The sequence below is a fragment of the Rhizobium sp. R635 genome (assembly GCF_002211285.1).
Lineage (GTDB): Bacteria > Pseudomonadota > Alphaproteobacteria > Rhizobiales > Rhizobiaceae > Rhizobium.
In genome coordinates this window covers 219,944-241,471 of sequence record NZ_LOKX01000032.1, presented here as the reverse complement: position 1 = coordinate 241,471, position 21,528 = coordinate 219,944, and the positions used below count along the sequence as shown (strand labels likewise).

Here is a 21,528-nt window from a genome sequence, read left to right as displayed (position 1 = left end):
GTCAGCGCCTCCCCTGTCCCGACCGACGGGCAAAAGCAAGTTCGCTTTTGGGATCGAACAGATGAACCCGAGCCGGATCGGCATCGATCACCAGCCGGTCGCCCTGAACGGGCGCGAAATGGCCGGCCTCATGGATGATGATCTGCTCGTCCTGTCCTTCGAGATTGCCATAGACATAGGTCTCGGTGCCCAGGCCCTCGTGATACTGCACCACGAACGGCAGGCCCTGACCGCTGGAGCGCGAGAAATGCGCGGGCCTTATGCCGGCGAGAACCTCCTGCCCCACGGCAATGCCGGCGGGATCGACATCGCTGACGATCCTGCCGCCGTTGGCGACATCGACGGCGATGCCGCTTTCCGTGATGGCTGCGACCTTGCCCTTGATGATGTTCATGCGCGGCGAGCCGAGGAAGCCGGCGACGAAGAGATTGCGCGGGTGATCGAAGAGTTCGAGCGGCGCGCCGACCTGCTCGACCCGCCCGGCGCGAAGCACGACGATCTTGTCGGCCATGGTCATCGCCTCGACCTGGTCGTGCGTGACATAGATCATCGTCGTCTTGATTTCGCGATGGAGCTTGGTGATCTCGGCGCGGGTCTGGACGCGCAGCGCCGCGTCGAGGTTCGACAGCGGCTCGTCGAAGAGGAAGATGTCCGGTTCGCGCACGATCGCCCGGCCGATCGCCACGCGCTGGCGCTGGCCGCCCGAAAGCTGCTTCGGGCGCCGGTCGAGATAGGGTTCGATCGCCAGCATCCTGGCGGCTTCGGCGATCCGCGCCTCGATCTCGGCGCGCTTGAACTTCAGGTTTTCAAGGCCGAAGGCGAGGTTCTTGCGCACGCTCATATGCGGATAGAGCGCATAGGACTGGAAGACCATGGCGATCTTGCGCTCGGCCGGCGAGAGCGCGCTGACGTCGCGCCCGCCGATCGCGATCTTGCCCTCCGTCACCTCTTCGAGGCCGGCGATGACGCGCAGCAGGGTCGACTTGCCGCATCCGGAAGGGCCGACGAAAACGACGAATTCGCCGTCCTTGATGTCGAGTTCGACGTCATGCAGGACCTTGACCGTGCCGTACGCCTTGTTGACGGTGGAAAGTTTCAGTTCTGCCATGCCTCACTCCCATCAGATGCCGCCGTTTCGAAGACGGTGTCGTTTTTGTTCCAGCCTTGCGGCAGCGGTGTCGGCCTGGTCATCCGCACCTCGTTCATCAGTATCCCCTTGACGCCGGCCACGTAGATGGCCGGCATTCCTCCGGGATAGCGCTCGAGACCGATCACCCGCCCGTCCGAGCCGCGGGTCCAGGCATTGGCGCGCCCGCCGCCCTCAGCCTTGGGGGCGAGATCGGCATTCGTCGGGCGCAGGTCGTAGGATTGCCCGGTGCCGAGTTCGCCGGGCTGCTGGTCGATGGCGACGCGCCTCAGCCATATGTTGCGGATTCCCGATGGTGCGGCGGCGATGACGGTGATCGCCCCCTCCATGCGCCCGGTTATATCCTCGACGATGAGATTTTCGATCGCGCCCGCGGGCCGTTCGGCGACACGGTCGACGACGTTGACTGTCAGCGCCTCCCCCGAGCCCCAGAAGCCATCCAGCGTTTCGCGGCACTCGACCGCAATCCTCGAAAACCTCACATTCGAGATCCGGCCGCCATCGCGGGAAAAGATGCCGAGCGCCCGGTTGGAGGAGGAGACGTTGCAATCCTCGAACACGATGTTGGTAACGTCGCCATGCGTTTCCGTGCCGATCTTCAGCGCACAGCTCAAGCTCTGGACGGAGCAGCGGCGCACGAGAATGTTCTCGCATCGGCCGATGGCGACCCCTTGAGGACCGATGCTGGTCTTCAGGCAAATGCCGTCGTCGGCCGTCGAGATGTTGCAATCCTCGATGACGGCGCCGCGGCAGGCATCGAGCACGATGCCGTCCGTATTGGGAAGGCGGCGGTCGTTCTCGATGGTGACGTTCCGAACGACGACATCGGTGCAGTCGACGAAATGCAGCGTCCACATCGGCGAGCGGCTGACATGGATGGAATTGATCTCGACTTCGTCGCAGCCTTCGAAGACGACGACGCGGGGACGAAACTCGGCCGGGATGAAGGTTCCCACCATCTCGTCATCGCCAATGATGAAGCTCTCGCAGCCGGCTTCGATGCGCCCTTCCCCCGTCAGGCTGATCCGCCGCGCGTCCCTCGCGACGATCATGCCGCGGTCCGATTTCTCGGCGATCACCGAAACCGTCGTATTGAGATAAGCGGCATAGTCGGGAACGGGACGCAGGATCGCGCCGGCGGCAAGATGCAGATCGACGCCGGATCGCAGCCGGAGCCCCCGGCAGAGGTGGATGCCCGCCAGGAGCTCCAGGCGCCCGCCGCCGGACGCCGAAAGGCTGTCGATCTCGGCTTGCAGACGGTCGGTATTGTCGCCGTCGAGCGCCTCGATCGTGACGAGGGAGGTGGCGCTCATTGGCGGCGGCCGCCTTTGATCAGGACTTCCGTCAGCAGCAGCATGGTCAGCGCCTGGCCGTAAGGCGTCGGCAGGTTCGGGATTTGCCGGTAGAAATCGAGGTCATGACCCATCGGCGTGCCGTCCGAGACGCCGTGGACGACGCCTTCGTCGTCAATCTCAGCCATCACGGCCTTGAGCGCGCGCTCCGCATGAACCCTGTCGCTCTCGTCGAGAATGCCAGCATCGATGGCGCGCAGCATGCCATAGGCGATGCCAGCGGTTGCCGAGGTTTCGAGCGGCGAGGACGGATCGTCCAGAAGCGTCGTGAACATGCCGTCCGGCCGCTGATACGCCTTCAAGGAGCGCACCTGGCTGACGAGGACGTTCGACAGGAAGCGCCGGTCCTTCTCGCCGAGCGTCGGAACGAGATCGAAGAGCTCGGGGATGGCGACCGTGATCCAGGCATTGCCGCGCGCCCAGAAGGCATTGGCGAAATTGTGCCGGCCGTTGAAGGTCCAGCCGTGATACCAGAGGCCGCTCACCGGATCGGAGAGATAGCGGGTGTGGAGCACGAACTGATAGACGGCCTCGTCGATCCAGTCTTGGCGCTCGCAGAGCACGCCGGCCTGGGCGAGGAAGAGGCAGGCCATGAACAGCGTATCGTCCCACAATTCGCCGTCGTTGACGCGCTCCTTGCAGACGTGCTGGAAGCCGCCGTCCTCGGTCTTCGGCAATTCCTTGATGAGCCAGTCGGCCCAGTCCTCGACGAGGGCGCGAAAATCGGGACGGTCGACATGCTGGACGAGGATGGCGAGCGGCAGCATCGGCGCCGTGCTGTTGATCTGGCGCGGCGGAATACCGCGCTCGATCTGGGCGCTGTACCAGGCGACGAGCTCCTGCAGCGCCTTCTGGTCGTTGGCGGAGATCGCGCGGCGCAGGAATCCGTAAAGGCCGACGCCGACTTCCCAGTCCCATTCGTCGAACTGGATGCCGGAGGCGGCATTGTCCGTCACGAGACCTTCCTTGATGCCCCTGAGCCGGCTGAAAGCCGTCGCCACGCGATCGATCGTCGTCAGGAGAGCGGCGTTGTCGACAGATGCTGTGTTCATGCTGGAGACCTATGTTTTAGGAGTAGAACGGCCCGTCAGCGCCGGCTTGGGACGTGGCGCTGTCGTGGGTGAGGATCGGGTGCGGCTGATCATGCGTGAACGGCCGGGGCTGACCGGCGATCGAAAGACCGTCGGCATAGGAAAGAGCGATCGCCGGACCGCCCGGCGGCGTCAGGGAAAGACGCCGAAGCGCGGGATCGAAGGACACCGCCGTCTGGCACAGGCGCTCGATGAAGGCCTTGAAAGCATCGTCATTGCCGCAGCCTGCGATGGCCGCCCAGCCGCAGAGCGCCCCATGCGAGCGCGCCTCGCGGCCGGCGGTCGGCCCGTCGGTGATCAGCTCCAGGCCGTTCGAGGCCCAGAGGGCGGCAAATCCCCGGCCCGACCGGGCGATCAGCCATTTGTCCTCGACGATCAGATCGTCGAGACCGTCGCGGCCGATATAGGCGTGCGTCCAGGCATGCCGTGCATCGCCGGTGTCCTCGATGAAAAGGGCGACGTCGCGATGCTGGGCGACACGCGGCAGGATGCCGTTGCCGGCCCAATAGGACGGCCGCTGATTGCCCCACGGGTCGTCTTCGCCGGGATGGTTGACCCAGAGCCTCGCCATCGGATGGCCGGCGAGCCGGATATCCAGAACGTGCTGCTGATGCCCCTTCCGGCCGGTCTTGTGATCGACGACGGTCGAAAGCTGCGCGGCCTCGTTCTTGAAGAGCACCAGCTTGCCGCTCTCCAGCCCCTGGCTGTAGCGCGCCTCGACGCTTCTTCCCCGCGAAAGGCAAGCAAGCTCGGCGAGATCGGCCGGCGGCTCATAATCGCCGGCGCAGAACATGGTCAGCGCCGCCACGCCGTTGTTGAGCCAGCCCGTGCCGAAGGCGACCTGAGCGAAGGGCGCAAGCTCGGTCAGCGGGCCGGCGCGCAGTTCCTTGTCATAGGCGCGGCCCTGCGATCCGGCCGGAACGCCGGCAAGCGTATGAAGGGCGATCATGCGGAAGATGAGATCGATCTGGCCGCGGGCGCGATCGGCGATCCCGCTCTCCGCCCAGCGCTCCAGCGCCAGCAGGCCGATGAAATCGATCGGGTAATAGGCGGCCGAGTTCCACTCCGCCAGGCCATGGGCCTCGACGCTGTCGAACCAGCGCCCGAGGCGCTCGACGGCGAGTTCCGCCTGCTGCCTTCCCGTGCGCCCCGAAGCCGAAAACAGCCCGTCGGGCAGCAGAAGTCCGGCCAGGAGCTGGCTGGTATGGAAGCAGAGCACATGGTTCTCGCTCCAGAACCACATCGCGTCATTGCCCGGCTCGTCGACCCAGTAGCGGTAGGAAAGGACGGAATGGCGGATGCGGTCGACCGTGGCCTTGGGCATGCGGTCGCCATAGGCTCCGAGCAGCCAAAGGAGCGGCACCATGATGAAATCCGAGCAATCCTCTCGCGCATCGATGGAAGCGAGCGTCGCATCGACGATGCGGTCAAAGCTCTCCCGGTCGTCGTAGCCGGTTTCCATCATGGCGATCAGGCGGCCGGCGCGGTTGGCGCCGAAGCGGGCGCTGTATTCCAGCGCCTGCCGCTTGCGGGCGGCAAGCGATGCCTCTGCCGGCAATGGCGAGATGCTGCTCATGAAGGCGGCATCGATGACGCGGGTGACCGAGTCCGTCCCGGAGCCGATCGTCATATGGATGCCGTGATAACCGTCGGCAATGGCGCAGACATCGTCGGCCGTCAGCCGGTTCTGGCCGGCGCGGAGGGTCAGTTTCGCATGGGCGAGAACCGGCCGCTCGTGACCATGGCCGACCACCTCGAGCTCCACCGGCAGGTCGCGCTCGGGCGCCGTATCGAAGATGATCTCCAGCGGCTCTTTGACGAAGACGTCGCGGGCCGGGCGCACGCCGCGCGAAAGCGCTTCCAGCTCCCGCACCTCATCCTGATCCAGCGATACCGGCAGCAGCACGCAGAGCGGCTCCTCGTCCAGCATTTCGAGCTCGAAGAACCAGGTCGTGTCGCGCTCGGCAAGATCCTCGGTATGCACGAGAATCTCGTTGTCGCCTGCTTCGAGCGCCAAAGCTATCTCGGTTGCGCTCTCGACATTGCGCTTGAAGGGCTCGAAGCGCACCGCCTCCTGCCCGTTGACCCATATGCGAACGCCGCCGCAGGTCTTGAGCGCGAGATTGAGCGTGCGCGGCGCTTCCGTCCTGAACGTACCTTTCAGCCATTTCCTGACATGTGTCGGCACATGCCAGAAGCTGGTGAACTCGACGCGGCGGTTCGAGCCGGGAAGATAGAGGCTTTCGGTTTGCCAGGATGTATCGGGCGCCAGCTCGCGGCCGACCATGGTGGACCAGAAGGCCTTGCGGCACGGCAGGTCGCCGACATCGACGAAACCGTTGATGAAACGGTAGTTCACACGGTCTTCGGCCGGCGCCGGCTCGCCTGGAAAATAACGCGCGATGAGGGTGGACACGGCCCATGCCGTGATCGTCTGCCCCTGGCCCACGCCATAGGCTGGCGCCATGTCGTCCGGCTGCTTGATGCTTTCCGTTTTCACAGATCGCCTCCTCCGCAATCCAATGAAAATATTTTCATTAGGTTATTTTGGTGCGTGATTTTTGAAAATTGCTCAAAAACATCGCTATTCGCTTAGAAAATAGCTTGACGGAACGAATGTCAAGTATATGAAATTCACTTATCGATGGCTGAGGCCGCGAGTGATGAAAATGTTTTCATGGGAGGATGAAAATGAAAACGTATCTATCAGGGGCTTTCGCACTGGCGCTTGCCACCGTTTCTTTCGCATGGTCCAGCGCGGCCACGGCGGAAACCCAGACGATCACCTTTCTCTTTACCGACGACGACCAGGCTTACGTCGAGCGGATGGAAGCGCTCAGCAAGGAATTCGAGACGGCGCATCCCGATATCAAGGTGAATTTCGTTTCGTCGGGCTATGATGCCGTCGCCAAGCAGCTGCCGGTGCAGCTTGCCATCGGCGAAGGCCCTGACGTTGCCAAGATCACCGACTGGCAGCTGGCGCCTTATTATCTCGACATGCGCCCGCTGATGAAGGATCCGGATGGTTTCGCCAAGCTGCACGGCGACAGCCTGAACACGCTTCGCTTCCCCGGCGTCAATGATCCGAACTCGATCAACGGCTATGTCGCGTCGCAGACCTTCAACCTGCCCTTCGTCAACAAGACGCTCTTCGAGCAGGCCAAGGAACCGCTTCCGCAGCCCACAGCCACGCTGAAGGACATCGTCGAAGCCTCCGCCCGCGTCGCCAAGGCGACCGGCGCGCAGATCCCCTTCACGATGGACCGCTCGGGCCATCGCTTCTCGGGCGCTGCCTTCTCCTACGGTTCGAACTACGTCAAGGACGGCAAGTTCTCGTTCCCCGACGATGCCGCCAAGCGCTACATCACCGATCTCTACAACTGGACCAAGGACGGCTCTTTCCCCAAGGAAATGTGGGGTGCTGCCGGCGGAACCCAGTACAAGAACATGGGTGACGAGTTCGTCAACGGCAATGTCGTGACCTATCTTGCCGGCAACTGGATGGTCAATCCGTTCCAGAAGAAGATCGCCGATGCCTTCGACTGGACCGCGATCAGCGCGCCCTGCGGCGAAGCCGGCTGCTATGCGATGCCGGGCGGCACCGCGATCGTCGGCTTCAAGCGCACCAAGCATCCGGAAGCAGTCGCTGCTTTCATCGAGTTCCTCGGCTCTGAAAAGATCCAGCGTGAAATCGCCGAAAACTACGTCATCCTGACCGGCGCCGACATCAAGGATCCGCAGTACAAGCTCGAGAGCAAGAACGCCAAGGATGCCATGGCCGTCTTCCTCGCTGCCCGCAACAGCGCCCCGAAGGCAGCCCGTGACCTGGAACGCCTCAAGGGATCGTCCGCCATCTATCAGCTCATCGTCCAGCGAATGAGCCAGCTGATCGTCGGCGAACTCTCCCTCGAAGACACCTTCAAGGCCATGAGCGCCGACGTCGAAAAGGTCAACGTGGCGCTCGCCGCCAACAAGTAACCGGCCGCGCCTGTCTCCCACAGATTGCGCGCTGCATCAGCCACGACCTCGCAACGGGCCGTGGCTGATCGTTTTGTGGGCGATGCTCAAACCGCCGCTTCCGACACTTCGACCCGTTTCGAATTGTCGATGACCTGAAGACGCTACATTCCGCCGAGGAAAGGTAGCGTCATGAATATCATCGAACGAAACACCAGTTCCCGCCCGGACCTGAACCCTGCCGCCCTCGCCATTCTCTGCCTCGGCGTGATCGTGGCGCAGGTTGACACGTCTGTCGTCAATCTGGCGGTTCAGCCCATAGGCCTCGACCTCAAGGCTTCCGTCGCCGAACTGCAATGGGTGGTGGATGCCTATAACCTGATCTACGCCTCGTTTCTCATCAGCGGCGGCCTGTTCGCCGATCTCTACGGCCGGCGCCGGCTATTCGTCGCCGGCTGCATGCTCTTCACGCTCGCGAGCCTCGGCTGCGCCTTCGCTCCGACGACGGCGTTTATCATTGGAGCAAGGGCATTGACCGGCTTCGGCTCCGCACTTCTCCTGCCGGCCTCGCTTTCGCTGATCCGCGTCATCGCCTGGCGCTTGTTGTGAGGGGCGACGAGGGACAGGCGTCGCACCTTTGTCTGCCAAAAATGCCTGAGGCGCGCAGCATGGCGGCGCGCCTCAGATCTCTGTTTCATATCCCGTGCCCAAAACCGCAATTCAGTTTTGCGCCGATAGACATCAGGACGCCATCGCGTAATACCGCTGCTCCGAGGCGCGGCGGCTGCCCGTCTTGAAGCGGCGCAGCAGTTCGGCGAGGCTTTCGGTTTCCTGCGTCAGGCTCTGGGCGGCGGCCGTGGTCTCTTCGACCATCGCGGCGTTCTGCTGCGTCACCTTGTCCATCTGGTCGCCGGCGGCCGAGACCTCGCGCAGGCTGGTCGCCTGCTCGCGGGCAGCTACCGCGATCTCGGCGACGGTCGCGTTCATCGCGGTGACGTGCTCGACGATCTGTTCGAGCGAGACGCCGGATTCGCCGACCAGTTCGACGCCCGTCTTGACCTGCATCGAGGAGGTCGAGATCAGTTGCTTGATCTCCCGCGCCGCATTGGCCGAGCGCTGGGCAAGCTCGCGGACTTCCTGGGCGACGACGGCGAAGCCCTTGCCCGCCTCGCCGGCACGCGCGGCTTCGACGCCGGCATTCAGCGCCAGCAGGTTGGTCTGGAAAGCGATTTCGTCGATGACGCTGATGATGTTGCCGATCTTCGACGACGAATTCTGGATTTCCGTCATCGCCGCGATGGCGCGCGAAACGATCTCTCCGCCCTTTTCGGCATTGGTGCGGGCCGTCGCCACGACGGCCTGGGCGCGGCTGGCGCCCTCCGCCGTGCCGTTGACGCCGCGGGTGACGTCGCCGAGTGCCGCGACGGTTTCCTCCAGCGAAGCGGCCTGCTGCTCGGTGCGGCGGGCAAGATCGTTGGAAGCGGTGGAGATTTCCGCAAGGCCGGAGCGGATGGTGGTGACCGCACGGATGACCGAATCGATCGCTTCCTCAAGGCTTGCGACCGAGCTGTTGAAGTGATCGCGGATCCGGACATAGCGATGGTCGACGTCGCCGACGCGGACCGAGAGATCGCCCTTCGAGAGCGCGTCGAGGCCGAGCGAAATCTGGTGGAAGGCATGCTCCATCACCTGCGCATCGCTGAGGCGCTCGGCCTCCTGGCGCAGCCGCTCTTCTTCGGCGGCCAGACGCGCCCGTTCGGCATTGGCTTCGGCGATCAGCTTGGCGCGGCCGGTCTCCTGGAAGACCTTCAGCGAACGCGCCATGGCGCCGAGTTCATGACGGTGTTCGACGCCGGTGATTACGATCGACTCCTCGCCGCGGGCAAGCCGCTCCATGGACTGCGCCATGCCGCGAACTGCGGAGGAAATCAGCCGGCCGACGAAATAGGAGAGCACGAGGCCGATGACGATCAGCAGGCCGCTGATGACGAGTGTCGTGCTGGTCGCGGAAGCGACCGTTGCTTCGACCGAACCATCGAGGTTTTTCTGCGCGCCGGTCACGGTCGCCTGCAGATCCTTGAACTCGCCTGCGATCTTCGGCGCCAAGACGTTGAGCTGCGTCTGGCGGATATTGCCGGAGGTCTGCAACACGTCCTTCATATCGCCGAGGCGCGCGGTGTAATTCTGCATGAGCTGGCCGGCGCCCATCAGGCGCTTCTTCTGCAACTCGTTCTTGGCAGCCTTGGCGGCGGCGTCGTTTAGCGCCACGGCCTGGGCAAGCGCTGCCTGCGCCGTGTCATAGGCGGCAAAATCGTCCGAATGCACGAAGCGCTCGGAGAAATAAAGGCTGCGGTTCAGGGCCTCCAGCGTTTCCGCCGTCGTGTGCAGCAGGGCCACGTCGTTCTGGCGCCAGGCGCTGCGCATGACGTCGTTGAGTGCGATGCTGGTCCAGGGGCCGAATTCAGTGACCTTGGAGATCAGCAGGTCGCGCCGCCCCTGAAGGGTGACGATCTGTTCGAAGGCCTTGCCGTAGGCGGCGATATCCTGGCGGATCATCGCAAGGCCGGCCTGCAGTTCCTTGTTGTCGGCAAAACGCGGATCGTCCGCCTCGAAGGCCTTCACGCCGGCGCGGAAACCGTCGACGACAGCCTGCGTCGGCGTGGAGCGGAAGGCTTCCGCCGACATCTGGATCTCGTGCAGCTGGTCGCTGTAATCGGAGATGGCGAGGCTCTGGCCTGCCGTGGCGCGATAGGAGGCGAAGATGGCGGCAAGCCCGTTCATGCCGGAGATCGCGCTGACGGTGAGCAGGCTCATCAGCAGGATCAGCGGCACGAAGCCCGAGGTGATCTGCGCGCGAATGCCGAATTTATTCCAGAAATGCAACATTATAGGCCTCTTATGCTCACTGGCTCTTCGGCAGGTATTTGGAAAGGTTTTCAGGCGTCACGAGTTCGAAGGGAACGTTGTTTTCGCGCGGCACCTTCTCCTTGTTGATCAGCTTGACGGCGGCTTCGACAGCGGCTGCACCCTGCCCCACTGCGCTCTGGAGAATGGTCACGTCGAGATCGCCCGCCACCATTGCGGCAAGCGCATCGTCGGTCGCATCGACGCCGGCGACGACGACGTCCTTCATCGGGATATTGGCTTTCTTCATGGCGCGGATCGCACCGAGCGCCATCTCGTCGTTGTTGGCGATGACGGCGTCGAACTTGACGCCGGCCGCCAGCCATTCCTGCATCTGCTGATCCGCATAATCGCGCGACCAATAGGCCGCTTGCTGCTCGACGATCTCAAGACCTTTGCATTGCGGCGTCGCGATGACATCCAATATGTCCTGGGTGCGGGTGCGGGCGGCCACATGGAAGACCTCCCCCATCAGCACGACGACGCGGCCCTTGCCCTTGAGGAGAGAGCATACTTGCTTCGTCTCCAGCGTACCGGAGTCTTTCTCATCGGAGGCGACGACAACCTGATTGTCCGGCAAGTCCAGGAGATTGGAGGGCGTCGTGTTGATGTAAACAAGCGGAATGCCGGCATCCGCTGCGATCTTGGTCATTTGCGGCCCGAGATCGCCATCAGACAGCATCATGATAATGGCATCGACCTTGTCGGCGACGAACTGCTGAACCTGCTTCTTCTGCAGCTCATTGTCGCCATTGGCATTCTCGGTGACGAGCTTGAGCCCTGATATCGTCTTCCCGTGCGAGACGACGCCGTTCACCAGCATCTCTCTGAACTTGTCGAGATTGGTCATCGAAACCCCGATCGTCTGCGCATTGGCGACAGAGACCGATATCGCCAGAGCGATGGATGCAAGCGTGGCCGTTTTCATGAATTCCCCTGCGCAATTCGAATATGAACGCGTTATTTCAAATCTTGGTTAAATTTTACTTTTCGGCCGGACACGAAAGTTAAGCGCGGGGATATGATCTCGCAGCAGCGCGAGCGTCTCTTCGAAGGGCCTCGGCCGGACTTGAAAGACATCGCATTCGACTTGATGCAACGGGCTTAGGTCTTTGTTTTGATAAGAATTAGCGCCCGCCAAAACCGGAGCCGACGCTGATGCCCTTGTAGATCACCCTCTGCAGCACGATGGCGAGAATGACGCCCGGCACCATGGAGATGGTGGCGCCCGCCATGATGTAATTCCAGGCGGTGCCCTGCTGCGTCTGGAACAGGGTGAGACCGAGCGGCAGCGTGGCCTTATCGAGCCCGCTGGTGGCGATCAGCGGCCAGAGGAAGCTCTTCCACTGCGCTATGAAGGTAAAGAGCGCGAGCAGGCCGATCGCCGGCATGGCGAGCGGAACGATGACCCTGACCAGGATGCGCAGGCGCGAGGCCCCATCCATCATCGCCGCCTCGTCGAGATCCTTGGGAATGCCGAGGATGAACTGGCGCAGCAGGAAGGTGCCGAAGGAGGAGAAGGCGACCGGCAGGATCATGCCGTGATAGGTGTTGATCCAGCCGAGCTTGCTGACGACGAGGAAGAGCGGGATGACCAGCATCACCTGCGGGATCATCAGCGTGCTGAGATAGGTGAGCAGCAGTCCTTCACGGCCGGGGAACCTCAACCTAGCGAAAGCATAGGCCGACAGGCAGGAGACCACGATGACGATCGCGGTCACGCCGCAGGCGACGACGAGGGAGTTCAGCAGGAAGATGCCGAAGGGCAGAGACACCAGCGCCTCGACGAAATTGCCCCACTGATATTCCTCGGGCAGGATGCGGACCGGCACGGCCATCACCTCGGTATTGGAGCGCACCGCGTTCGACACCATCCAGAAGAAGGGAAAGAGGAAGAGCAGCGCGATCAGCGAAAGCCCGGCATAGCTGACGAAGGCGCCGATCCGCCGCAGGATGCGATACCGGCTCTGCGACAGGGAGTGCGGATGCCGTGAGGCCGGCTTATTCGTCATAATGCACCCATTTGCGCTGCATGTGGAACTGCAGGATGGTGAGCCCCATGATCATGACGAACATCACCCAGGCAAGCGCCGAGGCATAGCCCATCTGGAAATTGGTGAAGCCCTTCTGGTAGATGGCGAAGCCGAGCGTCGCCGTCGCCGAACCGGGGCCGCCGCGCGTCATGGCGAAGATCTCGTCGAAGACCTGCAGCGAGGTGATGGCCGTCATCACGGTGGCGAAGAAGACCGTCGGCGAGATGAGCGGCAGACGGATGCGCCAGAAGCGCCGCCAGGGACCGGCGCCGTCGATCATCGCCGCTTCGAGATAATGCTTCGGCACCAGGTCGAGCGCGGCGTTGAACATCACCACGTTGTAGCCGACATTGGCCCAGAGCGTGACGAGCACGACCGCCTGCATGGCCCAGCTCGAACTCAGTAGGAAGTTCGGCAGGCCGAGGCCGAGCGAACGGATGACGCTGTCGGCGAGCCCGTCCGGCGTGAAGATCAGCAGCCACACCACGGAGGCTGCAATCGTCGGGGTAAAGGTCGGCAGGAAGAAGATCACCCGGAAGATCGCCTTGCCGCGCTTGAGGCTCGATATCCAGACCGCGAGCGTCAGCGAAACGATGATATTCACGGCCAGATACTCGACCGCGAAGAACAGCGTATTGTTCAATATCGTATAGAAGGCCGGATCGACGGTGAAGAGCTTGATGTAATTCTGAAAGCCGACGAAAGACGGCGTCGAGATCAGCTGCCAGTTGGTGAAGGAAAGCGCCAGCGACGCAACGATCGGCAGGGCCATGAAGACCATGAAACCGAGGAAACTCGGCAGCAGGAACAGCATGGCCGTCTGCGTCTCGGGCTTCAGGAAGCGCCGCGGCTGATCGGGCTGAATGGCGATTTCGGCAACGGCGCCTTCCGACATGTCTTCCTCCGTGCGCGGCAACTCCTGCCGCGGCGAAAGCGAGCGCGCCCTGCCGGACGCGCAGGCGCTCTATTGCTGCGCGAGGCTCTGGATGGACTCCATCGTCTGCTTGGCGTCGGCGCTGCCGCCGAAGGCGGGCGGGAAATACTGGTTGAAGAGATTTTCCACCGCCGCCCAATTGTTGGTGATGACATAGGGCACCGAATGCGCCAGCGAATAATCCAGCGCCTCGCCGCCATTGGTGATGTCCTTGGCCGCCACCTTGTACCAGGAGGATTGCGAGGCCGTGCGCGCCGGGAGCGCCCGGCCCTGTTCGGCGAGATATTGCAGCGCCTCCGGGCTGGTCAGCACCTGGATCGCCTTCCAGGCCGCATCCTTGTTCTTGCTCGTCGTGGCGATGCCGAAACCGGAGCCCGCCGTGACGGCCGTCAGCTCTCCCTCTCCGCGCGGCAGGGTGGTGGAACCGACTTTGAACTTGACCTTGTCCTTCATGCCGATGATCGACCACGGACCATCGACATACATGGCGACATTGCCAGAATAGAAGCGGCCCTGGATGACCGTGCCGGCATCGGCGCTTGACGGCACCAGCGGCGCGACCTTGTCCTTGGCGGCAAAGCCGATCACCCTCTCGGCAGCGGCAATGGCGCTCGGATTGGTAAGGTCGAGCTCGCCGGCATCATTGACGTATTTGTCGCCCCAGGCCGAGGCCAGGACCGAATAGTTCTGCGGGGTGATGCCGAAGCCGTACTGGCCGTCTTTCGTCAGCTTCTTGGCGGCATCGGTAAATTCGGCGAGCGTCCAGCCCGGTTTCGGCAGCGGAATGCCGGCGGCTTCGAGCGCGTCCTGGTTATAGTAGATGACCCACGGACCGACGTCATAAGGCAGGCCGTAGAGCTGCTTGTCGACAGACATGCCGCCGATGATCGAGGGCGTGAAGGCGCCGACGTCGAACTTGTCTGCCGCGATCCGGTCGTTCAGCGGTTCGAGCAGCGAATAGAAATTCGGCATGCGCAGCGACTGCATGGACACGATGTCGGCAAGCTGGCCCGAGGCCGCCAGCACCGGCAGCCGCGTCCAGTAATCGACCCAGCCCGTCGTCGTCAGCGTCACCTTGATATCGGGATATTTGGCGGTCACCATGTCGGCCAGGTGCTGCCAGCCTTTGGTATCGGCGTCGGAACCGGTCCACATCTGCCAAGTCAGGTTGACCTGTTCGGCCGATGCGGCTGTGGCAAAAAGGCTGCCGCCGATTGCGGCAAGCATAAGCGTCTTCTTCAGAACCTTCATGGGTTTCTCCTCCCTCCATGAACGCAATGGACACGCAGGTGCGATCGACTACGCCTTGAGGACGATCTCGATCACCGGGACGGTAACGTCGGGTCGCCGGACCGGCAGTTCGAGCGTGATCATGCCTTCCGGCACCATCACGCCGATATTGGAATCCACATCCCCGGTATGGCCGAGCCAGCGAACTTCGCTGGCGTCATGCAGGAATTGCGCATAGGCGATCCTGTCGGCGAGTCCTTCGATATGGATGTGGCGGTAGGGCCAGTTATAGACATGCAGGTAGAGGCGGTTGCCGCGCTGGGTGTAGCGGCAGCCGGCCGGCGCGGGAAGTTGGGACGGACCGGCGCCGTAGATGGAGCGTGCATTGACCTCCATCCAGTTCTGGTAGACCTCGAGCGCGGCGATGGCGCGTTTATCGAAGGTGCCGCGGCCGGTCGGGCCGACATTCATCAGCAGGTTGCCGCCGAGCGCGACGGAATCGATGAGCAGCTGGATGATCTGTTCCGGGCTCTTCCAGCTCTCCTCGTCGCGATGATAGCCCCAGGAGCCGCTGAAGGTGTGGCAGGCTTCCCAGAGCACGCCCTGGCTCGCAAGAGCCGGCGCCACGCGCGGCGTATATTGCTCCGGCGTCGTCACGTCGGGCAGTGTGCCGGGTGGCAGGTCGAGGCGGTTGTTGACGATGATTTCGGGCTGCAACTCGCGCACCAGCGCAAGCAGTCGTTCGCTTTCCCAATCGGCGCGCCCCTTGCCGGGCAGGCCGCGATATTCGCGGCGGGGATAACTGAAATCGAACCAGATGATGTCGATGCGGCCGAAGCCGGTCAGGAGCTCGCGCACCTGTTCGCGCATATAGGCGGCGTAATTGGCGATGTTGCGGCCGGCGTTCAGCGCCTCGGCTTGCAGATGGTTGCGCAAGGGATGGTGGACGTCGATCGGGAAATCGGGATGGTGCCAGTCGAGCAGCGAATAATAGAAGCCGATCTTCAGCCCCTCGGCGCGGAAGGCTTCGACGAGCGGCGTCAGCAGGTCCTTGCCGCAGGGCGTGTTCGGCGCCTTGTAATCGGTGACCTTGCTGTCCCAGAGGCAGAAGCCCTCGTGATGCTTGGTCGTCACCACGACATATTTCATGCCGGCAAGACGTGCGCGGCGCGCCCACTCCTTGGGATCGTAGAGATCGGGATCAAAATTCTCGAAATAGCGCTGATAGTGGTCGTCAGTCAGCTCTTCGCGGTTCTTCAACCACTCGTGCCGGGCTCCAAGCGCATAAAGGCCCCAATGGATGAACATGCCGAGGCGATCATGGCTGAACCAGGCGTGTTTGCCCGCTCCCGATACCGGATTTTCCGGCAGGCGTTCCGAACTCGTCACAGGTTTCTCCTCCCTGTTTTCCGGTTTAACGTCATGTCGAACCGGTTCGGTAAGCGAACATCCTCCTTGATCCATCCCCTGTCAAGCCGAAATTCGCAATTCGAAAACTTCGAAATAGCCGGCTCAGAAGTAGGCATTTAGCCAAGTTCTGTTGCAACGGCGAATAAAATCTGACAAAAGAAAGCTTTAGAACCGGTTCGATAGACATGACGACCATACGAGATGTCGCGCGCCTGGCGGGGGTTTCGATCTCGACCGTCTCGCTCGCGCTCAACAGCCCGAAGCGGGTCGGCGCCGAGACGCTCGACCGCATCCAGCAGGCGATACAATCGACCGGCTACCGCATCGATCCGGTAGCCCAGACGCTGGCGCGCGGGCGCAGCTCGCTGATCGGCTTCGTCTCGGCCAATCTCGGCAACATGTTCTTCGGCGACATCCGCCGCGAGATCGAGCACCAGGCGCTCGACCACGGCTATTTCGTGCTGATCGCCGACTCCTCCGGCAGGGCCGATCTCGAACGGGCGCTCCTGGAGCGGCTGCAGGCGCAGAAGATCGCCGGCATCGCCTTGGCGGCAAACGGGCGCGGCGCGGAATACGCAACCTTCCTGCGCGAGTTCAAGACGCCGATCGTCATGTTCGACCAGAAGGTAGAGGGCGCCGAGCGCGATTTCGTCGGCTCCGACAATCCTTTGACGACGACGATCCTGACCGAGCACCTGCTGCAGCTCGGCCACCGGCGTATCGCCTTCATATCAGGTCCGAGCGGCCTGCACACCGCCGACGAGCGCCTGAAAGGTTTCATGGACACGATGGCCGGCGCCGGCGTCGACGTCGATCCTTCGCTGGTGGTCGAGGGCGGCTACACCAGGAGCGGCGGCCATACGCAGGCGATGCGCCTGCTCACCCGCCGCGACCGGCCGACCGCCATCATCGGCGCCAACAATATGACGGGACTGGCAACCCTGCAGGTGATGCAGGAGATGGGCTTCCGCTGTCCCGACGACGTCTCGCTGGCAATGGTCGACGACGTGCCCTGGAGCAACGTCATCACGCCGCGCATCACCATGGTCGTGCAGGATGCGCAGAAACTCGGCGAACTGGCCGCACAGCGCCTGCTTGCCAGGATCGCAACCCCCGAGGCCGCCGCCGAGCCGCCGCAGGATTTCATCCTGACGCCGAGATTCGTGCGTGGAGAGTCGACAAGGCGGCTGTAAAGGCGCTTGCCTAAACTTCCTCACGAGGCAAGGGAAGAGGCCGATCATCATCGAGGCTATCAGCCCATGCTCGCATCAACCCGTGATCGACAGTCCTGCCCTCGTCCACATCAACCAGTGCCTCAAGGGTCAAACTCCGACGCTTCTCCTGAGCAAGCGGCAGCGGAACATGTTCAGTCGGGATTGTGGTTTCCATCGAAGCTCCCTTATCGACCATCGCAATCATAGCGAATAACTTATATTCATGACGGCGCCGCCCTACCGCCAAAATCGGCAAGCGCCGCAACCGCGCATCCATTGAAAGCGCGCAAGATTTGTCATACATGTGTGATGAATCGTAATTTCGGAATGTCGCAGGTTCGGCGTCCGGATCGAAGCCGATGCGGGGGTCGAGGCGTGGCTATTCAGGGGAAGGATCGCAGCAGGGGTTCGGGGTCGCTGGTTTCACAGGTCGGCGAAAGCCTTCGCCAAGCGATCCTCAGCGGCCAGTACGCCGCCGGCGACAAGCTTCCGAGCGAGCATGAACTGACCGAGACGCACAGCGTCAGCCGGACCGTGGTGCGCGAAGCGGTGGCAGCCCTTCGCTCCGACGGGCTGGTCGAGGTGCGCCAGGGCGCGGGCATTTTCGTGATCAGCCCCGACCCGGCGCTGTCGGGCCGGAAAGTCGACAAGGCCCGCGTCGCCTCCGATCTGGAAGTGCTGGAGATCCGCACCCCTGTCGAAATCGAGGCGGCGGGGCTCGCCGCGCTGCGCCGCTCGCCGGCGCAGGAGGAAGCGATCTTCGAATGCCACCGGAAAATCCTCCGTTGCATCGAGACCGACCAGTCTATCCGCGAGGCGGATCTCGAACTCCATGTCGCCATCGCCGAGGCGACGAACAATCCGCTGTTCAAGCACTTCCTCGAGGCCCAGGGCTCGGCGATCATCCCGCAATCGCGGGTCGTCCCGGAAACGAGGACGGCCGAACAGACCGCCTACCGCAAGCTCATACACCGGGAACATGAAGCGATCATCGTAGCGATCTCCGACAGGGACGATCAGGCGGCCCGCAACGCCATGCGTGAGCATTTGGTGGGCAGCCAGGCTCGGTATCGCAACCTGCTGAAGGATCTGCGAAGCTTTACGAGCTGAGGCTGGCGCAAAGCGCTGCAGCTTTGCAGACATCACCAGACGAACCGCTATCCCGGCCGCCGCGAGCAAATCTGCTGGCCGATTGCCCAGCCCCGTCTATTGTAAGGGACGTCCGCAGCCATATCGGCGTGATGCATGGACGGGCTGTTAACCTGTCTGCGGCTGAAAGCTAGTTGAAAGCTTCGACGTCTTAGGAAAGGGCAGCATCGTGGAGGAGACACGGGTCAAGGTGACGAGACGACGATGCGGGTAAACCATCAGGAGGAGATATCAATGCGTTCTTCACGCAGCCTTTTTCACACCGTCGCTCTTTCCGCGCTTTTCGCTGCAGCATCATTCACGGCGAGCGCCGCCAGCGCGGCCGACAAGATCACCATCATGGTCGGCGGCTATGAGAAGCAGATCTATCTGCCGGCCAAGCTCGCCGAATCCCTGGGCTACTTCAAAGAGGAAGGTCTCGATGTCGAGCTGCTGAACGAAGCGGCTGGCGTCGACGCCGAAAACCAGCTCCTTGCAGGCGCCGTGCAGGGTGTCGTCGGCTTCTATGACCACTGTGTAGACCTGCAGGCCAAGGGCAAGTTCGTCGAATCCATCGTCCAGTTCAGCCAGGCGCCGGGCGAGGTCGAGATGGTTTCGAGCAAGCATCCCGAGATCAAGTCGCCCGCCGACTTCAAGGGCAAGAGCCTCGGCGTCACCGGTCTCGGCTCCTCCACCAACTTCCTCACCCTCTTCATGGCCTCAAAGGCCGGCCTCAAGCCCGGCGACGTCGTCACCATTCCAGTCGGCGCCGGCGGCACCTTCATCGCCGCCATGCAGCAGGATCAGATTCAGGCCGGCATGACGACGGAGCCGACGATCTCGCGGATGATCAAGACGGGTGAAGCGAGCGTTCTCGTCGACATGCGCACCGTCGAAGCGACCCGCAAGGCGCTCGGCGGCACCTATCCGGCGGCCTCGCTCTATATGGAAACGTCCTGGGTGGAGGAACATAAGGACGAGGCACAGAAACTCGCCAACGCCTTCGTCAAGACGCTGAAGTACATCAATACGCATTCCGCCGCCGAGATTGCCGACAAGATGCCGAAGGATTTCTACGTCGGCGACAAGGACGGCTACGTCAAGGCGCTCGACGAGGGCAAGGGCATGTTCACGCCTGACGGCGTGATGCCGGAAGACGGTCCGCAGACCGTGCTTGCCGTGCTCTCGGAGTTCTCCAAGAACGTCAAGGGCAAGCAGATCGACCTTTCCAAGACCTACACGACCGAGTTCGTCAAGAACGTCAAGTGAGGCCGCCACGCCGCTTCCGGCTCCCGAGCGGAAGCGGCGTCCGTTCGATCACGGGCATTGCGTGCGCGCCCTTAAGCACGCCTCAGGTATCACCATGCAACAGGACAACAAACAGACCCCGGCGATCGAGCTGATCAATGTCAGCCGGCGCTTCGTCTCGCCGACCGGAAAGTCGCTGACGGCGCTGCGCGATTTCAACATGACGGTCGCCCGAGGCGAGTTCGTCGCCGTCGTCGGCCCCACCGGCTGCGGCAAGTCGACGACGCTCAACCTCGTGACGGGGCTTGCCCGCCCGAGTGCCGGCGAAGTCCGCCTGATGGGCGGGCCGATCACCGGCATCGACCCGCGTGTCGGCTTCGCGTTTCAGACCGATGCGCTCTTTCCCTGGAAGAACGTGATCGACAACGTCATGGCCGGTCCGCTGTTCCGCGGCAAGTCCCGCGCCGAGGCGGAACAGAGCGCCCGCGACTGGCTGGCCCGTGTCGGCCTGTCGAAGTTTCTCCATCACTATCCCCATCAGCTTTCCGGCGGCATGCGCAAGCGTGTCTCCCTGGCGCAGACCTTCATCAACGAACCGGAAATCCTGCTGATGGACGAGCCCTTTTCGGCGCTCGACGTGCAGACCCGCACGGTCATGCACGAAGAGCTGCTGAAGCTCTGGGCAGAACGCAAGGCGTCCGTGGTGTTCGTCACCCACGATCTCGAAGAGGCCGTGGCGCTTGCCGACAAGGTCTATGTGCTCACCGCCGGCCCAGCCACGGTCAAGTCGGTCTATCCGATCGATCTTCCGCGCCCGCGCGTCGTGTCGGAGATCCGCTACGAACAGAGCTTCATCGACTATTGCAAGACCATCTGGGAGGACCTGCGCGAAGAGGTCGAAACCAGCTACCGCCGCGCAAGCGAAGCGGCCTGACGGGAGGATATCATGGCAAACACGACTTTCGAGGCCGGTTCGGCCACCCTGTTTCGTCCGGGCACGTCGGATGCCGAGATCGAAGCCTCCGCAATGAAGGCGATACGCCGGCGCAACACGCTGGTGCGCTTCTGGCAGATCGCCATCCTGGTCTTCGTGATCGGCATGTGGGAGCTCTCCTCCAACATGCAATGGATCGACCCGTTCTTCTATTCGAGCCCGAGCGGCGTCATCGAGCGGCTCTACGAATGGGCGACCGAGGGCACCACCGAAGGGTCGCTCTGGTATAATCTCTGGGTGACGATGGAAGAGGCGCTGATCGGCTTCTTCGCCGGCTCGATCACCGGCGTCTTCGTCGGCATCGGCCTCGGCCGCAACCGCTTCCTCTCCGACATCTTCTCCGTCTACATCAAGGCGATCAACTCCATCCCCCGCGTCGTCCTGGCCCCGATCTTCATCATGATCATGGGTCTCGGCCTGCCGTCCAAGGTCGCACTCGCCTTCATCATGGTGTTCTTCGTCGTCTTCGCCAACGCCTTCCAGGGCGTGCGCGAAGCCGACCGCAACATGATCGCCAACGCCCGTATCCTCGGCGCTTCCGACTGGCAGGTAACGCGCACGGTGGTCATTCCCTCGGCGATGAGCTGGATATTCGCCAGCCTGCACGTCTCCTTCGGCTTTGCGATCATCGGCGCCATCGTCGGCGAATTCGTCGGCGCCCGCTTCGGCATCGGCCAGTTGATCTCGATTGCGAAGGGCACCTTCGACGCCGCCGGCATGTTCGCGGCCATCCTCCTCGTCATGGTGGTCACGCTTTTTGCCGAATACATCATGACGCTGATCGAGAACCGCCTGGCGAAATGGCGCCCGCAGCAGCACCTCGATACGCAATAATCCGCCTCCTCCCAAGGCAGATCGAAGCGAAGGCTGGGCGCGATGCCCAGCC

At 62.6% G+C, this 21,528-nt stretch carries 18 protein-coding genes; 7 read left to right on the top strand and 11 right to left on the bottom strand.

The genetic code is table 11. The annotated features are described in order from the left end of the window. Position 1: 1 nt before the first annotated feature. From ugpC to ATY78_RS20655, 4 genes are read right to left on the bottom strand one after another with little or no spacing between them, the layout of a single operon-like run. Positions 2-1,108 (bottom strand): sn-glycerol-3-phosphate ABC transporter ATP-binding protein UgpC, encoded by a 1,107-nt coding sequence (ugpC, locus tag ATY78_RS20670; RefSeq protein WP_088684164.1) that lies wholly within the window; start codon positions 1,106-1,108, stop codon positions 2-4. Then, complete coding sequence (locus ATY78_RS20665) at positions 1,096-2,460, bottom strand: glycoside hydrolase family 28 protein (protein WP_088684163.1); 1,365 nt, start codon at positions 2,458-2,460, stop codon at positions 1,096-1,098. The genes ugpC and ATY78_RS20665 overlap by 13 nt, the downstream gene beginning before the upstream one ends. Beyond that, positions 2,457-3,551: a glycoside hydrolase family 88 protein gene (locus tag ATY78_RS20660; RefSeq protein ID WP_088684162.1), complete on the bottom strand. Its 1,095-nt coding sequence runs from the start codon at positions 3,549-3,551 to the stop codon at positions 2,457-2,459. Before ATY78_RS20660 ends, ATY78_RS20665 begins: the two co-directional genes overlap by 4 nt. A 16-nt stretch (positions 3,552-3,567) precedes the next feature. Continuing rightward, complete coding sequence (locus tag ATY78_RS20655) at positions 3,568-6,090, bottom strand: hypothetical protein (protein WP_088684161.1); 2,523 nt, start codon at positions 6,088-6,090, stop codon at positions 3,568-3,570. A gap of 191 nt (positions 6,091-6,281) precedes the next feature. Between ATY78_RS20655 and ATY78_RS20650 the strand changes: the two genes are divergently transcribed. Both ATY78_RS20650 and ATY78_RS20645 read left to right on the top strand, forming a co-directional pair. Next, positions 6,282-7,568, top strand: coding sequence for an ABC transporter substrate-binding protein (locus ATY78_RS20650; RefSeq protein WP_088684160.1), 1,287 nt, complete (start codon positions 6,282-6,284; stop codon positions 7,566-7,568). Between the two features lie 171 nt (positions 7,569-7,739). Next, a complete protein-coding gene (locus ATY78_RS20645) occupies positions 7,740-8,156 on the top strand; it encodes an MFS transporter (protein ID WP_245313609.1) in 417 nt (138 codons plus the stop codon). A gap of 132 nt (positions 8,157-8,288) precedes the next feature. Here the strand turns inward: ATY78_RS20645 and ATY78_RS20640 are convergent, their stop codons facing one another. The 6 genes from ATY78_RS20640 to ATY78_RS20615 all read right to left on the bottom strand — a co-directional run bounded on the left by ATY78_RS20640 (position 8,289) and on the right by ATY78_RS20615 (position 16,037). Beyond that, positions 8,289-10,433: a methyl-accepting chemotaxis protein gene (locus ATY78_RS20640; RefSeq protein ID WP_088684159.1), complete on the bottom strand. Its 2,145-nt coding sequence runs from the start codon at positions 10,431-10,433 to the stop codon at positions 8,289-8,291. Positions 10,434-10,449: 16 nt separating this feature from the next. Then, complete coding sequence (locus ATY78_RS20635; protein WP_088684158.1) at positions 10,450-11,379, bottom strand: substrate-binding domain-containing protein; 930 nt, start codon at positions 11,377-11,379, stop codon at positions 10,450-10,452. Between the two features lie 199 nt (positions 11,380-11,578). After that, a complete protein-coding gene (locus ATY78_RS20630) occupies positions 11,579-12,463 on the bottom strand; it encodes a carbohydrate ABC transporter permease (RefSeq protein WP_088684157.1) in 885 nt (294 codons plus the stop codon). Continuing rightward, positions 12,453-13,379 carry a sugar ABC transporter permease gene (locus tag ATY78_RS20625; RefSeq protein WP_088684156.1) on the bottom strand — a complete coding sequence of 309 codons (927 nt, stop codon included), beginning with the start codon at positions 13,377-13,379 and terminating at the stop codon, positions 12,453-12,455. The genes ATY78_RS20630 and ATY78_RS20625 overlap by 11 nt, the downstream gene beginning before the upstream one ends. Positions 13,380-13,448: 69 nt before the next feature. Next, positions 13,449-14,669 (bottom strand): sugar ABC transporter substrate-binding protein, encoded by a 1,221-nt coding sequence (locus tag ATY78_RS20620; RefSeq protein ID WP_088684155.1) that lies wholly within the window; start codon positions 14,667-14,669, stop codon positions 13,449-13,451. Between the two features lie 48 nt (positions 14,670-14,717). Continuing rightward, positions 14,718-16,037: an alpha-L-fucosidase gene (locus ATY78_RS20615; protein ID WP_088684154.1), complete on the bottom strand. Its 1,320-nt coding sequence runs from the start codon at positions 16,035-16,037 to the stop codon at positions 14,718-14,720. Between the two features lie 206 nt (positions 16,038-16,243). Here ATY78_RS20615 and ATY78_RS20610 point away from each other — a divergent pair, with 206 nt between their 5' ends. After that, positions 16,244-17,251 carry a LacI family DNA-binding transcriptional regulator gene (locus ATY78_RS20610; RefSeq protein WP_088684153.1) on the top strand — a complete coding sequence of 336 codons (1,008 nt, stop codon included), beginning with the start codon at positions 16,244-16,246 and terminating at the stop codon, positions 17,249-17,251. Positions 17,252-17,261: 10 nt separating this feature from the next. Here the strand turns inward: ATY78_RS20610 and ATY78_RS20605 are convergent, their stop codons facing one another. After that, positions 17,262-17,447 (bottom strand): hypothetical protein, encoded by a 186-nt coding sequence (locus ATY78_RS20605; RefSeq protein WP_088684288.1) that lies wholly within the window; start codon positions 17,445-17,447, stop codon positions 17,262-17,264. 206 nt (positions 17,448-17,653) lie between these two features. Between ATY78_RS20605 and ATY78_RS20600 the strand changes: the two genes are divergently transcribed. From ATY78_RS20600 to ATY78_RS20585, 4 genes are all read left to right on the top strand, one after another. Then, entirely contained in the window at positions 17,654-18,382 is a 729-nt protein-coding gene (locus tag ATY78_RS20600) for a FadR/GntR family transcriptional regulator (protein ID WP_088684287.1), read from the top strand. A 273-nt stretch (positions 18,383-18,655) separates the two neighbouring features. Continuing rightward, entirely contained in the window at positions 18,656-19,669 is a 1,014-nt protein-coding gene (locus ATY78_RS20595; protein WP_088684152.1) for an ABC transporter substrate-binding protein, read from the top strand. A gap of 94 nt (positions 19,670-19,763) precedes the next feature. Further along, the gene (locus tag ATY78_RS20590; protein WP_088684151.1) at positions 19,764-20,582 is read left to right on the top strand and encodes an ABC transporter ATP-binding protein; all 819 of its coding nucleotides are present in this window, start codon (positions 19,764-19,766) and stop codon (positions 20,580-20,582) included. 12 nt (positions 20,583-20,594) lie between these two features. Next, positions 20,595-21,476 carry an ABC transporter permease gene (locus ATY78_RS20585; protein ID WP_088684150.1) on the top strand — a complete coding sequence of 294 codons (882 nt, stop codon included), beginning with the start codon at positions 20,595-20,597 and terminating at the stop codon, positions 21,474-21,476. Positions 21,477-21,528 lie beyond the last annotated feature (52 nt).

Coding starts and splice junctions, on each gene's coding strand:
- ATY78_RS20605 (WP_088684288.1), bottom strand. CDS start 17,447: ATGGAAACCACAATCCCGACTGAACATGTTCCGCTGCCGCTTGCTCAG.
- ATY78_RS20665 (WP_088684163.1), bottom strand. CDS start 2,460: ATGAGCGCCACCTCCCTCGTCACGATCGAGGCGCTCGACGGCGACAAT.
- ATY78_RS20635 (WP_088684158.1), bottom strand. CDS start 11,379: ATGAAAACGGCCACGCTTGCATCCATCGCTCTGGCGATATCGGTCTCT.
- ATY78_RS20585 (WP_088684150.1), top strand. CDS start 20,595: ATGGCAAACACGACTTTCGAGGCCGGTTCGGCCACCCTGTTTCGTCCG.
- ATY78_RS20620 (WP_088684155.1), bottom strand. CDS start 14,669: ATGAAGGTTCTGAAGAAGACGCTTATGCTTGCCGCAATCGGCGGCAGC.
- ATY78_RS20630 (WP_088684157.1), bottom strand. CDS start 12,463: ATGACGAATAAGCCGGCCTCACGGCATCCGCACTCCCTGTCGCAGAGC.
- ugpC (WP_088684164.1), bottom strand. CDS start 1,108: ATGGCAGAACTGAAACTTTCCACCGTCAACAAGGCGTACGGCACGGTC.
- ATY78_RS20595 (WP_088684152.1), top strand. CDS start 18,656: ATGCGTTCTTCACGCAGCCTTTTTCACACCGTCGCTCTTTCCGCGCTT.
- ATY78_RS20610 (WP_088684153.1), top strand. CDS start 16,244: ATGACGACCATACGAGATGTCGCGCGCCTGGCGGGGGTTTCGATCTCG.
- ATY78_RS20590 (WP_088684151.1), top strand. CDS start 19,764: ATGCAACAGGACAACAAACAGACCCCGGCGATCGAGCTGATCAATGTC.
- ATY78_RS20640 (WP_088684159.1), bottom strand. CDS start 10,433: ATGTTGCATTTCTGGAATAAATTCGGCATTCGCGCGCAGATCACCTCG.
- ATY78_RS20650 (WP_088684160.1), top strand. CDS start 6,282: ATGAAAACGTATCTATCAGGGGCTTTCGCACTGGCGCTTGCCACCGTT.
- ATY78_RS20645 (WP_245313609.1), top strand. CDS start 7,740: ATGAATATCATCGAACGAAACACCAGTTCCCGCCCGGACCTGAACCCT.
- ATY78_RS20625 (WP_088684156.1), bottom strand. CDS start 13,379: ATGTCGGAAGGCGCCGTTGCCGAAATCGCCATTCAGCCCGATCAGCCG.
- ATY78_RS20660 (WP_088684162.1), bottom strand. CDS start 3,551: ATGAACACAGCATCTGTCGACAACGCCGCTCTCCTGACGACGATCGAT.